The sequence below is a fragment of the Enterobacter cloacae complex sp. SHL009 genome, from assembly GCF_049237205.1.
GTDB classification, from domain to species: Bacteria; Pseudomonadota; Gammaproteobacteria; order Enterobacterales; family Enterobacteriaceae; genus Enterobacter; species Enterobacter cloacae_M.
This window is the reverse complement of sequence record NZ_JBMKIW010000001.1, coordinates 411352-424411: the sequence shown is the minus strand read 5'-3', so window position 1 is coordinate 424411 and position 13060 is coordinate 411352. Positions and strand designations below refer to the sequence as shown.

Annotated in this window: 10 protein-coding genes; 4 read left to right on the top strand and 6 right to left on the bottom strand. The window is 56.8% G+C overall.

Annotation, left to right across the window (positions count from 1 at the left end; genetic code table 11):
* Nucleotides 1–39: 39 nt before the first annotated feature.
* Genes lolE through lolC form a run of 3 tightly spaced genes read right to left on the bottom strand, consistent with a single transcriptional unit; the run spans nt 40 to nt 3177 of the window.
* Entirely contained in the window at nt 40–1284 is a 1245-nt protein-coding gene (gene lolE, locus ACOTZC_RS02020; RefSeq protein ID WP_045401911.1) for a lipoprotein-releasing ABC transporter permease subunit LolE, read from the bottom strand.
* The gene (gene lolD, locus ACOTZC_RS02015) at nt 1284–1985 is read right to left on the bottom strand and encodes a lipoprotein-releasing ABC transporter ATP-binding protein LolD (RefSeq protein ID WP_010429765.1); all 702 of its coding nucleotides are present in this window, start codon (nt 1983–1985) and stop codon (nt 1284–1286) included. The genes lolE and lolD overlap by 1 nt, the downstream gene beginning before the upstream one ends.
* A complete protein-coding gene (gene lolC, locus ACOTZC_RS02010; protein WP_032657987.1) occupies nt 1978–3177 on the bottom strand; it encodes a lipoprotein-releasing ABC transporter permease subunit LolC in 1200 nt (399 codons plus the stop codon). The genes lolD and lolC overlap by 8 nt, the downstream gene beginning before the upstream one ends.
* Nucleotides 3178–3433: 256 nt before the next feature.
* Here lolC and ACOTZC_RS02005 point away from each other — a divergent pair, with 256 nt between their 5' ends.
* The 3 genes from ACOTZC_RS02005 (at nt 3434) to ldtC (ending at nt 9651) form a co-directional block, all read left to right on the top strand.
* A complete protein-coding gene (locus ACOTZC_RS02005; protein ID WP_045401905.1) occupies nt 3434–4507 on the top strand; it encodes an acyltransferase family protein in 1074 nt (357 codons plus the stop codon).
* Between the two features lie 149 nt (nt 4508–4656).
* Nucleotides 4657–8103: a transcription-repair coupling factor gene (gene mfd, locus ACOTZC_RS02000; protein ID WP_163353685.1), complete on the top strand. Its 3447-nt coding sequence runs from the start codon at nt 4657–4659 to the stop codon at nt 8101–8103.
* Between the two features lie 582 nt (nt 8104–8685).
* Entirely contained in the window at nt 8686–9651 is a 966-nt protein-coding gene (gene ldtC / locus ACOTZC_RS01995) for a L,D-transpeptidase LdtC (protein ID WP_045401899.1), read from the top strand.
* A gap of 75 nt (nt 9652–9726) precedes the next feature.
* Here the strand turns inward: ldtC and bhsA are convergent, their stop codons facing one another.
* A complete protein-coding gene (bhsA, locus tag ACOTZC_RS01990; protein WP_023616599.1) occupies nt 9727–9984 on the bottom strand; it encodes a multiple stress resistance protein BhsA in 258 nt (85 codons plus the stop codon).
* A 244-nt stretch (nt 9985–10228) separates the two neighbouring features.
* On the opposite strand from bhsA, the gene ACOTZC_RS01985 reads away from it, so the two are divergent.
* Nucleotides 10229–10864: a TetR/AcrR family transcriptional regulator gene (locus tag ACOTZC_RS01985; RefSeq protein ID WP_023311164.1), complete on the top strand. Its 636-nt coding sequence runs from the start codon at nt 10229–10231 to the stop codon at nt 10862–10864.
* A gap of 59 nt (nt 10865–10923) precedes the next feature.
* Here ACOTZC_RS01985 and ACOTZC_RS01980 read toward each other — a convergent pair whose 3' ends face one another.
* Nucleotides 10924–11463: a glycine zipper 2TM domain-containing protein gene (locus ACOTZC_RS01980; protein WP_045401896.1), complete on the bottom strand. Its 540-nt coding sequence runs from the start codon at nt 11461–11463 to the stop codon at nt 10924–10926.
* Nucleotides 11464–11656: 193 nt separating this feature from the next.
* Nucleotides 11657–12961 carry an NAD(P)/FAD-dependent oxidoreductase gene (locus ACOTZC_RS01975; RefSeq protein WP_023311163.1) on the bottom strand — a complete coding sequence of 435 codons (1305 nt, stop codon included), beginning with the start codon at nt 12959–12961 and terminating at the stop codon, nt 11657–11659.
* Nucleotides 12962–13060: the final 99 nt, after the last annotated feature.

Below are 13060 nucleotides of genomic sequence, written 5' to 3'. Positions count from 1 at the left end.
TTAACCTGGCGGCCCGAAAGCCGCTAGATCATGACGTAATTACTGGCCACTTAATACCCTCGCCGGATCAATTCGGCTTGCGCGACGCGCCGGGTACCAGCTTGCCAGCAGACTCAGTAAAAGTGCTGTAACCAGCACATAAAAAACGTCCAGCCAGTGCAGTTCAGACGGCAGGAAGTCAATAAAGTAGATATCACCCGACAGGAACTGGTGGCCGATAAGCTTTTCGATCCCGTTGATAATCGGGGTCAGCTGCAGGGAAACCACCACGCCAATCACCACGCCGCACAGGCTGCCGAACAGCCCCGCCAGCAAACCGTACCAGACGAAGATGGCGCGAATAAGACCGTCTTTCGCCCCCAGCGTACGCAGCACGGCGATGTCGCCGCTCTTGTCCTTGACCGCCATCACCAGCGTCGAGACGATATTAAAGCACGCCACACCAATCACCAGCACCATCGCCAGATACATGATGGCGCGGATCATCTGGATATCACGGTACATATACCCGTAAGTGCCGATCCAGCTCTTGATGTAGACATAGTTATTGGTCACGCTGCCCGCGTCGCGTACCAGCTTATTGGCGTTAAAGACGTCGTTCACCTTAATGGCAATGCCCGTCACGCTGTCAGCCATGTCGAGATACTGGCGCGCATCCTCCATCGGCACCATCGCAAAACTATGGTCAAGCTGACCGCTCAGCTGAAGAATACCGGTGACGTGCAGGCGCACGCGCTTAGGCTGCTGCAGCTTGTGGTCGGCGCTGGCGTTCGGGATCATTATTGACACCCAGTCGCCCTGCTTCACCTTCAGGGCATCGGCCACGCCTTTACCCATGATGATCTGCTGCTCGCCAGCCTTAAAGTTGGCCCACGCGCCGTTCTGCACATAGTTTGGCAGCGCGCTGAGGCGCGCTTCCTGGACGGGGTTGACCCCTTTCACCTGTATGGCGCGCAGGTTGACCCCGCTCTCCACCAGCCCGGTAAAGTTAATATAGGGCGCGGCCGCGGCAATGCCCGGCACTTTTTCGACTTTGGCGAGCGCATCGCTCCAGTTCGTCCACGGCTGGTTAACCGGCTCGATCTCCCCGTGCGGCACCACCGCCAGAATGCGGTTATTCAGCTCGCGCTCAAAGCCGTTCATGGCGCTCAGGCCGACAATCAGCACCGCCACACCGAGCGCAATACCGATGGTCGAGATGACGGAGATCAGCGACACCATGCCGCCGCGACGGCGGCCGCGGCTAAAACGTAAACCGATGAGTAAGGATAACGGTGACGCCATTACTCTGCTCCCATCAGGGTCAGTTCCGCGTTCAGATGGCCGTCGCGCATCTCAAGCTGACGCCCCATGCGTTTTGCCAGCTGCAGATCGTGGGTTACGACCAGAAACGCGGTGCCCTGCGAGGCGTTCAGCTCGCCCAGAAGCTGGAAAATACTGTCCGCATTGCGGGCATCCAGGTTACCGGTAGGCTCATCCGCCAGCACCAGGCGCGGGTTGTTGACCAGCGCGCGGGCAATCGCCACGCGCTGGCGCTCGCCGCCGGAAAGCTCAGAGGGACGATGGTTACCGCGATGGCCCAGGCCTACCGCTTTCAGCATGTCGCTGGCGCGGGCGTTAATTTCTGCCGGTTTCTTTTTACCAATCAGCAGCGGCATCGCCACGTTTTCCAGCGCCGTGAAATCCGGCAGCAGGTGGTGGAACTGGTAGATAAAGCCCAGCTCGCGGTTGCGCAGCTCGGCCTTCGCCGCGGAGGACATTTTGCTCATCGGCTGGCCGGAGAAAATCACGTCGCCCTCGGTTGGCGTATCCAGCCCGCCCAGCAGATGCAGCAGCGTACTTTTGCCCGAGCCGGAGCTGCCAACAATCGCCATCATCTCGCCTTCGCCCACGCTAAAACTCACATTGTGCAGCACGTCGGTTTGCACAGTGCCTTCCTGATAGCGTTTGGACAGGTTGTCGCATTGCAACAGGATCTTATTCATAACGTAAAGCCTCAGCGGGTTGAGTGGCGGCAGCGCGCCAGGAAGGATAAAGCGTAGAAAGCAGCGCAATGGCCATCGCGGCCAGCGCAATACCGACCACCTGCAGCGGCTCGATAGCCACCGGCAGCGCCGCGCCGTCGAGCAGGGCGCCGATGATCGGCATTAAGTTATTAAGCTGGCTGGCAAGCAAGGCCCCCAGCACGGCGCCGAGCAGCGCGCCGATGATGCCTGCGCTGGCCCCCTGCACCATAAACACCGCCATGATCTGGCGCGGCGTGAGCCCCTGGGTTTGCAGAATGGCGACTTCGCCCTGCTTCTCCATCACCATCAGGCCCAGCGAGGTAATGATGTTAAATGCGGCCACGGCCACGATCAGGCTCAGCAGCAGCCCCATCATGTTTTTTTCCATCCGCACGGCCTGGAACAGTTCGCCTTTACGCTCGCGCCAGTCCTGCCATTTAGTGCCGTCCGGCAGTTTTTGCTGGCTGAGGGTATCGACCTTCAGCGGCGCATCGAGCCACAGGCGCCAGCCGGTAATATTCCCTGCCGGGTAGCGCATCAGGCGTGAAGCGTCCTGAATGTTCACCAGCATCTGGTAGCCATCGACTTCGCTGTTGGCGGCAAAGGTACCAATCACGTTGAACAGGCGCTGGCTTGGCAGGCGCCCCATCGGCGTAAACTGGCTGGCAGAAGGGACCATCACGCGCAGCTGATCGCCACGGTTGACGCCAAGCTGGCCGGCAAGCTGTTCACCCAGAATCACGTTGTATTTTCCGGCTTCCAGATCGGACTGCTTCACGTTAACCAGATACGGCGTCAGCGGATCGTTTTGCGCCGGGTCAATACCCAGCATCACGCCGACCGCCACGCTGCGGGCGCTTTGCAGCACCACGTCGCCGGTCGTCAACGGCGCTACGCGCGTGACGCCCTGTAACTTCGCCGCGCTTTCCGGCAGCTGTTGCGGGTTAACCGAACCGTTGGATGATGAAAGAACGGCCTGCGGCATCAGCCCCAGGATATTGTTTTGCAGCTCGCGTTCGAAGCCATTCATGACGGAAAGCACCGTCACCAGTGCCATCACGCCAAGCGTAATGCCAATAGTCGAAAGCCAGGAGACAAAGCGACCGAAGCGGTCCGCGGCGCGCCCACGCATGTAGCGTAAGCCTATGAAGAGTGCGACAGGTTGATACATGAAATCCGTCTGTTTGCTGATAGCAGACCCACGAGTATATAAGCGAATCCGTTAAGCGTAAATGACTGAAACAGTAAGCTTTGGTAATCATTTTTCCGAAAAATTCAGATAAATCAGGGTGCTATTGTATGAATACTCACCTCGCAACCTCCACCTTTTCCGAAAAACCTCCTGATACAGACTGTTACCCATTACATCCTGGTGTCGTTTTACAACAATTGCTCGTTCGTTTATGGCAATAAGGTAGTGGCGAACAATGAAGCAAAAAGCATTATGGATTAACCAGATAAAAGGGCTGTGTATCTGCCTGGTGGTTATCTATCATTCGGTTATCACGTTTTATCCGCATCTGATCGGGCTACAACACCCGCTCTCCGGCCTTCTCGCCAAATGCTGGGTCTATTTTAACCTCTATCTCGCACCGTTTCGTATGCCGGTCTTCTTCTTTATCTCCGGCTACCTGATCCGTCGTTATATTGACGAAGTGGACTGGCGAACCAGTCTCGATAAACGGATCTGGAGCATTGTCTGGGTCCTGGCGCTGTGGGGCGTCCTGCAATGGCAGGCGTTGACCCACCTGAACGCCTGGCTGGCGCCCGAGCGTGAGCTTGCCACCTCGTCGAACGCGGCCTACGCCGACTCGTTCTCAGGCTTTGTGCTGGGGATGATCACCGCCAGCACCAGTTTGTGGTATCTGTATGCTCTGGTGGTCTACTTCACGCTGTGTAAACTGCTGAGCCGCTGGAAGCTGTCGGTACTGGGACTGCTGGCGCTGGCAAGCATCGCGATTAACTTCCTGCCGCTGCCGTGGTGGGGAATGAACAGCGTGGTACGCAACATGATCTACTACAGCCTCGGGGCGTGGTATGGCGCAGAGCTGATGGCGTGGATGAAAAGCGTCAACCTGCGCCGCATCTGGCTGGCAACCGGGGCTTTCGCCGCCGTCTCCGTGGTGCTGTGGTTTGCTAACGTTCCGCTGCTGCTCTCATTGCTGTCGATTGTGCTGATCATGAAGCTGTTCTACAGCCTTGAGCAGCGCTATGCCGTTCACCCGAACAATCTGCTGAACGTGATTGGCTCAAATACCATTGCGATTTATACCACCCACCGCATCCTGATTGAGGCCTTTAGCCTGTTCCTGATTGGCGAAATGAATGCTGCCTCGTGGCCGGTCTGGGCAGAGCTCACCCTGGTGCTGGTCTATCCGTTTGCCAGCCTGTTTATCTGTACCCTTGCCGGGCTCGGGGTGCGTAAGATCTCCACCGCGCTTTTTGGGGACGTTTTCTTCTCTCCTCCGTCTACGCTGACCCTGTCACCTTCAACGCGTTAATGCCCTCTCCGCCCCCGTTTTGGGGGCGTTTAGCCCTGCCGTGCGGTTACGATTTGCTTATGTAAAACGATCGAGGATAATAAAGACATTGCGTATCAGTGATATGCCCCAATACTGTTGGTATATCCATAAGAGACTCTGACATAGCCATGCCTGAACACTATCGTTATTCCTTGCCTGTCAAAGCGGGCGACCAGCGCCAGCTGGGTGAACTCACGGGCGCGGCGTGCGCCACGCTGGTGGCGGAAATCGCCGAGCGTCATCCAGGCCCGGTGATTCTGGTTGCCCCGGATATGCAAAACGCCCTGCGCCTGCACGATGAAATTCGCCAGTTCACCGATAGCCTGGTGTTCAGCCTGGCCGACTGGGAGACGCTGCCGTATGACAGCTTCTCTCCGCATCAGGAGATCATCTCCTCGCGCCTGTCGACGCTCTATCAGCTGCCGACCATGCAGCGCGGCGTGCTGATTGTGCCGGTGAACACCCTGATGCAGCGCGTCTGTCCGCACAGCTATCTGCACGGTCACGCGCTGGTGATGAAAAAAGGCCAGCGCCTGTCCCGTGACGCCCTGCGCGCGCAGCTTGACGGTGCCGGCTATCGCCACGTCGACCAGGTGATGGAGCACGGGGAATACGCCACCCGCGGCGCGCTGCTCGACCTTTACCCGATGGGCAGCGACCAGCCGTATCGTCTGGATTTTTTTGATGATGAAATCGACAGCCTGCGCGTATTCGACGCCGACACGCAGCGCACGCTGGAAGAGGTGGAGTCCATCAATTTACTGCCCGCGCATGAGTTCCCCACGGACAAAACCGCTATTGAACTGTTCCGCAGCCAGTGGCGCGATAAGTTCGAGGTGAAGCGCGACGCGGAACATATTTATCAGCAGGTCAGTAAAGGCACGCTTCCTGCCGGGATCGAATACTGGCAGCCGCTGTTCTTCAACGAGCCGCTGCCTGCCCTGTTCAGCTACTTCCCGGCGAATACGCTGATTGTCAACACCGGGGATATCGACGCCAGCGCCAGCCGCTTTGAGAGCGAAACCCGCGCCCGCTTTGAAAACCGTGGCGTTGACCCAATGCGTCCACTGCTGCCGCCGGAAGCGCTGTGGCTGCGCACTGACGAGCTCAACGCCGAGCTGAAGCGCTGGCCGCGCATGCAGCTGAAAACCGATTCGCTTGCCGATAAGGCCGCCAATACCAACCTCGCCTTCCGGACGCTGCCGGACCTGGCCGTTCAGGCGCAGCAGAAATCCCCGCTGGATAATCTGCGCAAGTTCCTGGAGTCCTTCACCGGCCCGGTGGTGTTCTCCGTTGAGAGTGAAGGCCGCCGTGAAGCGTTAGGTGAACTGCTGGGACGCATTAAGGTGGCGCCGAAGCGCATCCTGCGCCTGAGCGAAGCGACCGGAAACGGTCGTTATCTGATGATTGGCGCCGCCGAGCACGGGTTCATCGACACGCTCAACAACCTGGCGCTGATTTGCGAAAGCGACCTGCTGGGTGAGCGCGTCGCGCGCCGCCGTCAGGACAGCCGTCGGACCATCAACCCGGACACGCTGATCCGTAACCTGGCCGAGCTGCACCCGGGCCAGCCGATTGTTCACCTGGAACACGGCGTTGGGCGCTATCAGGGGATGACCACGCTGGAAGCGGGCGGCATAAAAGGGGAATACCTGATGCTCACCTATGCTAACGACGCCAAACTGTATGTCCCGGTCTCCTCCCTGCATCTGATCAGCCGCTACGCGGGCGGCGCCGAAGAGAATGCGCCGCTGCACAAGCTGGGCGGCGACGCCTGGGCGCGCGCGCGCCAGAAGGCGGCGGAAAAAGTGCGCGACGTGGCGGCCGAGCTGCTGGATATCTACGCCCAGCGCGCGGCTAAACAGGGCTTCGCCTTTAAGCATGATAAAGAACAGTACCAGCTGTTCTGCGACAGCTTCCCGTTTGAAACCACGCCGGATCAGGCCCAGGCCATCAACGCCGTGCTGAGCGACATGTGCCACCCGCTGGCTATGGACCGCTTAGTCTGCGGCGACGTCGGCTTCGGTAAAACCGAAGTGGCGATGCGCGCCGCCTTCCTTGCGGTGGAAAACAACAAGCAGGTGGCGGTGCTGGTGCCGACCACCCTGCTCGCTCAGCAGCACTTCGACAACTTCCGCGACCGTTTCGCCAACTGGCCGGTACGTATCGAGATGCTCTCGCGTTTTCGCAGTACCAAAGAACAGACGCAGATCCTCGAACAGGCAAGCGAAGGCAAAATCGATATTCTGATCGGCACCCACAAGCTGCTGCAAAGCGATGTGAAGTGGAAAGATCTGGGGCTACTGATCGTCGACGAAGAGCACCGCTTCGGGGTGCGTCATAAAGAGCGCATCAAAGCGATGCGCGCCGACGTCGATATCCTGACCCTGACCGCAACGCCAATCCCGCGAACACTCAACATGGCGATGAGCGGCATGCGCGATCTGTCGATTATCGCCACGCCGCCGGCGCGCCGTCTGGCGGTGAAAACCTTCGTTCGCGAGTACGATAATCTGGTGGTACGGGAGGCTATTCTGCGTGAGGTGCTGCGTGGAGGTCAGGTCTACTATCTCTATAATGACGTGGAAAACATCCAGAAAGCGGCGGACAGGCTGGCGGAGCTGGTGCCGGAAGCGCGCATCGCTATCGGTCACGGGCAGATGCGCGAGCGCGAACTGGAACGGGTAATGAACGACTTCCACCACCAGCGCTTTAACGTGCTGGTGTGTACCACCATCATTGAAACCGGGATCGACATTCCGACGGCAAACACCATCATCATTGAGCGTGCGGATCACTTTGGCCTGGCGCAGCTTCACCAGCTGCGCGGCCGCGTCGGGCGTTCGCACCATCAGGCCTACGCCTGGCTGCTGACGCCGCATCCGAAAGCGATGACCACCGACGCGCAAAAGCGTCTGGAAGCCATCGCCTCGCTGGAAGACCTCGGCGCAGGCTTTGCGCTGGCCACGCACGACCTCGAGATCCGCGGTGCCGGCGAGCTGCTGGGTGAAGACCAGAGCGGCTCCATGGAAACCATCGGCTTCTCGCTCTATATGGAGCTGCTGGAAAACGCGGTTGATGCCCTGAAGGCCGGACGCGAGCCGTCGCTGGAAGATCTCACCAGCCAGCAGACCGAGGTCGAGCTGCGTATGCCTTCCCTGCTGCCGGACGATTTTATTCCGGACGTGAATACCCGACTGTCGTTCTACAAGCGCATAGCCAGCGCGAAGAAGGAGAACGAGCTGGAAGAGATTAAGGTGGAGCTGATTGACCGCTTTGGCCTGCTGCCCGATCCGGCGAGAAATTTGCTGGATATCGCGAGGCTGCGCCAGCAGGCGCAAAAGCTGGGGATCCGCAAGCTCGAAGGCAATGAAAAAGGCGGCGTGATTGAATTCGCCGAGAAGAATCACGTCAACCCGATGTGGCTGATCGGCCTGCTGCAAAAACAGCCGCAGCATTTCCGTCTGGATGGTCCAACCCGTCTGAAATTTACCCAGGAACTGACGGAGCGCAAAACCCGTATGGACTGGGTGCGTAACTTTATGCGCCAGCTGGAAGAGAACGCGATCGCCTGACCTCCATTCCCCTCTTAACTGAGGAATTTCATGTAGTTTATTAACCAGAAGCGATAAAAGTTGCTTCCGGAAAATGAATAGCTTACAGCGACACCCTGGTCCGGCTGTAAATCGCTGAGGCGTTTCCTGCAGGCCGGGGCGAGGCGCAGGGATGCGCCGAGAGGGCGGGCTTTACAGGGATGTTACCTCCGCCCGTCCCCGAAAAGCCGGAAGGAATAAGCCGAAGGTACCGCGTAGCGGCGATTTACCGCCGGGAGCCCGGGTCGCCAGGGTGGTGGCGACTGAGCCACCCTGGCACGTTCACAGGTCATGTCGTTACAGAGTACTAAGGAACATAAAGTGAACGGAATGACCACCAGAGTCGTATGTTCCCCCACACCCCAGCCCTCTCCCTCAAGGGAGAGGGGGTCGTCCGTGCAGGCATTATTTTATGGGGATCCCTTCCCCTGTTAGCCCGGCGCTACGGGGGGACAATTTACAAACTCTTTGCACTTCACCCGATCTTCCCGACACACCCATTCGCCATAATTATCATTAACGCTTTATAAAACAATAACCTTATCATTTGTATGGACTATGGTAATGATGACCTCTTCGCGTTTTACTCGCTGGATGACCCTGTTTGCGCTGGCAGCCACCGTCGCGGTTGCGCTTCCCGCTCGGGCAAACACCTGGCCCCTTCCCCCTCCCGGCAGCAATGTCGTGGGCGAAAACCGCTTTCATGTGGTTGAAAACAATGGTGGTTCGCTGGAAGCGATTGCCAAAAAATATAACGTCGGTTTTCTGGCCCTGCTGCAGGCGAACCCCGGCGTCGATCCGTACGTCCCGCGCGCGGGCAGCGTACTGACCATCCCGTTACAGACTATCCTGCCGGACGCCCCGCGCGAGGGGATGGTGATAAACCTGGCCGAACTGCGTCTGTACTATTATCCGCCGGGTAAAAATGAAGTCACCGTCTACCCTATCGGTATTGGTCAGCTGGGCGGCGACACCCTGACGCCGACGATGGTCACCACCGTCTCGGATAAACGCGCGAATCCAACCTGGACCCCGACGGCCAACATTCGTGCCCGCTATAAGGCCCAGGGGATCGATCTTCCTGCCGTGGTGCCGGCTGGTCCGGATAACCCGATGGGGCATCACGCGATACGCCTCGCGGCATACGGCGGCGTCTACCTGCTGCACGGAACGAATGCAGACTTTGGCATCGGCATGCGCGTCAGCTCCGGCTGTATTCGTCTGCGCGATGACGATATCAAAACGCTGTTTAACGTCGTTACGCCTGGAACCAAAGTGAATATTATCAATACGCCGATTAAGGTTTCAGAGGAGCCCGGCGGCGTGCGGCTGGTTGAGATTCATCAGCCGTTATCGAAAAACATTGGCGACGATCCGCAGACGCTGCCCATTAACCTGAATGCCGCGATGGTAAGCTTTAAAACGAATGCGAATACCAACAGCGTGGTGATGGAGCGAGCGATGGAAGCCCGGTCAGGCATGCCGACCGATGTCACCCGGCATCACGACGTCGACCAGCAGTCGATGTAAATCAGAAATAAAAAAACGCCCTGCTGAGCAGGGCGTTTTTTATTGCAGTGGCATAAATGAGGGTTTATGCCCGGCTTATTTGTAGATGACCGCAGTGCCGTGCAGGGTGTTAGGACCGGTCACAGAGGTGATGCGGTAAGATTTAGCACCCATCTCTTGCGCTTTTTGTGCCAGCTGATCTTCCAGTGAACCCAGGTTAGTACCGGCAGACGCGGAGATTGTCCCGACTTTATGCTGGTCAGCAGGGGTGGATTGCACTTGTACAGCAGCAAAGCTTGCGAAAGAGAGTGAACTCAGAACAGCAGCAGCGATGAGGGTTTTTACGTTTTTCATGATGTTTACCTTTAGCAGATGAATTTGGAGGTCGTTAATCATTTAGTTAACGATCGATAGGTAAATCATAAACGTGATCCAGGTCACGCGTCAACATAATTTTATAACGACCATTAACTTAATTTTAAAATTGTTATTTTTCATACATATATGATTAATTTATTTTTAAGCATTCTGCACTGGTGGTGGGTTGCGTTTATTTTTATAATGGTCATTCACCAAACCAACAGAGGACCAACGGCAAATGACAACCGATGTCACGAGTTGTGCGAAGAAAAGCCGTGGCCGACCAAAAGTGTTTGACAGGGATGCAGCGCTTGATAAGGCCATGACTCTCTTCTGGCAACATGGGTATGAAGCAACCTCGCTTTCCGATCTGGTAGAAGCCACCGGAGCCAAAGCGCCGACGCTGTATGCCGAATTTACCAATAAAGAGGGACTGTTCAGGGCGGTGCTGGACAGATACATTTCGCGTTTTGCGGCGAAACATGAAGCCCAGCTGTTCTGCGAAGAGAAAAGCGTTGAACAGGCGCTTCGCGACTATTTCACCGCCGTCGCGACCTGCTTTACCAGTAAAGAGACGCCTGCGGGCTGCTTTATGATTAACACTTCTGCCACCCTTGCGGCGTCCTCCAAAGAGATTGCCAATACGGTGAAATCGCGGCATGCGATGCAGGAGGAGACCCTCAGCGCCTTTCTGGCTCAGCGCCAGCAGCGCGGTGAACTCCCCGCGCAATGCAACCCTCAGCTGCTGGCACAATACCTGAGCTGTATTTTGCAGGGGATGTCGATCAGCGCCCGTGAAGGGGCCACGCTGGAAAAACTGCAGAATATTAGCGAAACCACGCTGCGGCTGTGGCCTGAGCTACTCAAAATCTAAAGCAAAAAAAAGCTCCTCAGCCTGAGCGCATGAGGAGCTAAATTCAGAGAACATCTTTTTTACACTTTGTTATTCAGAACCAGCTGGCCGTTTCCATCCAGTGGAATTTGCGTGCCCGGGTCTCTATCCATGCGGATTTTGCCCTGCTGATCGCCAATTTTGTACGTCACGTCATAGCCCAGCATTTTTTCCGACTTATCATAGACGGTTTTGCAGCGTTGCTGAGTCGTGGTGTAGGTATCATTATCCTGCATCGCGCCCTGCACCTGGTTACCGGCATAACCGCCACCCAGCGCGCCGACCACGGTCGCTACGTCTTTACCCCGGCCGCCGCCGAACTGGTGACCAATTACGCCACCCGCTACCGCACCCAGAACAGAACCGGCAATGCGGTTTTCATCCTGCACCGGACGACGGTGCGTCACGGAAACGTTGCGGCACTCCTGACGAGGGGTTTTTACGGTTTCTTTAATCGGTGTAGCAGAAACCACCTGTGCATACTGCGGGCCGCGATCTAATACGTTGAGACTGGCAACGGCAGCCACACCTAACGCAGCCGCGACGCCAATCCCTATACCCGCCAACATTGATTTATTCACGGGACTTCCTCCTTTGTTGCTATTGGTAACAATTTTGCAATGGAGGCACGGCTTCGCCAATAAGATAAAGGATCAAAAAAGGAGCGTTAAGAGGAGATATATTGTATTTAGGAGAACTCTTAAGCAGTCAAACTGTGATCTACAGCATGAAATGCTAAAAACTCCCTCCGGAGGGCCCGGAGGGAGTGAAAGATTAGTGCAGCTTCAGACGCGGACGGATCACGCGGTTGATTCTGCCCACCAGCATCATCAGCCCGGTTTTGAAGTAGCCGTGCAGCGCAATCTGGTGCATGCGGTACAGGGAGATATACACGAAGCGGGCAATGCGCCCTTCTACCATCATTGAGCCGCGCATCAGGTTGCCCATCAGGCTGCCGACGGTAGAGAAGTTTGACAGCGACACCAGTGAACCGTGGTCTTTGTAGACATAGGCTTTCATTGGCTTGCCTTTGTACTGCGCCAGAATGTTGTGCAGCACCAGGCTTGCCATCTGGTGAGCGGCCTGCGCGCGCGGCGGCACGAATCCGCCTTCAGGACGCGCACAGGAGGCGCAGTCACCGATAGCAAAGATTTCAGGGTCACGCGTGGTTTGCAGCGTTGGCTCGGTTACCAGCTGGTTAATGCGGTTGGTTTCCAGACCGCCGATCTCTTTCATAAAGTCAGGCGCTTTGATACCTGCCGCCCAGACCATCAGATCCGCTTTGATATACTCGCCGTCTTTGGTATGCAGGCCGCCTTCGTCGGCGCTGGTCACCATGGTCTGCGTCAGCACCCGCACGCCCAATTTGGTGAGCTCATTGTGCGCCGCACCGGAAATACGCGGAGGCAGCGCAGGCAGGATGCGTTCACCGGCTTCAACCAGCGTGACGTTCAGCGCTTCGTTAGTTAACCCTTTATAACCGTAGCTGTGCAGCTGTTTCACCGCATTGTGCAGCTCCGCTGACAGCTCAACGCCCGTCGCGCCGCCGCCGACAATAGCGATATTCACCTTACCGTTCGCACCCATATTGCTGGTGTACTTCAGGAACAGGTTCAGCATTTCCTGATGGAAACGACGCGCCTGGTGCGGGTTATCGAGGAAGATACAGTGCTCTTTCACCCCCGGCGTGTTGAAGTCGTTGGAGGTACTGCCCAGCGCCATGACCAGCGTGTCGTACGCCAGTTTACGCTCGGGAACCAGCAGATCCCCTTTATCATCGCGCAGCTCTGCCAGGGTGATGGTTTTGCTTTCACGGTTGATGTCCACCACCGAGCCCAGCTGGAACTGGAAATGATGGTTGCGCGCGTGCGCCAGATAGCTGAGCGCGTCCACGCCCTCATCCAGAGAACCGGTCGCCACTTCGTGCAGCAGCGGTTTCCACAGGTGGCTGTGGTTACGATCGACCAGCGTAATTTTGGCTTTTTTACCGCGACCCAGCTTCTTGCCCAGCTGTGTAGCCAGCTCCAGCCCGCCAGCACCACCGCCTACAATCACTATCTTTTTCAATGGCGTAGTCAACGTGACCCCCTCAAATTATTAACCAATTGTTAATTAAAAGTTATAAAAATAACCCTTAGTTAACAACAGGTTACAGCACTGAAACCATTCAGGTGCATT

Bases quoted from the DNA above. Each gene is read 5' to 3' on its own strand.
- lolE (WP_045401911.1), bottom strand. From the start codon at position 1,284: ATGGCGTCACCGTTATCCTTACTCATCGGTTTACGTTTTAGCCGCGGC.
- lolD (WP_010429765.1), bottom strand. From the start codon at position 1,985: ATGAATAAGATCCTGTTGCAATGCGACAACCTGTCCAAACGCTATCAG.
- lolC (WP_032657987.1), bottom strand. From the start codon at position 3,177: ATGTATCAACCTGTCGCACTCTTCATAGGCTTACGCTACATGCGTGGG.
- ACOTZC_RS02005 (WP_045401905.1), top strand. From the start codon at position 3,434: ATGAAGCAAAAAGCATTATGGATTAACCAGATAAAAGGGCTGTGTATC.
- mfd (WP_163353685.1), top strand. From the start codon at position 4,657: ATGCCTGAACACTATCGTTATTCCTTGCCTGTCAAAGCGGGCGACCAG.
- ldtC (WP_045401899.1), top strand. From the start codon at position 8,686: ATGATGACCTCTTCGCGTTTTACTCGCTGGATGACCCTGTTTGCGCTG.
- bhsA (WP_023616599.1), bottom strand. From the start codon at position 9,984: ATGAAAAACGTAAAAACCCTCATCGCTGCTGCTGTTCTGAGTTCACTC.
- ACOTZC_RS01985 (WP_023311164.1), top strand. From the start codon at position 10,229: ATGACAACCGATGTCACGAGTTGTGCGAAGAAAAGCCGTGGCCGACCA.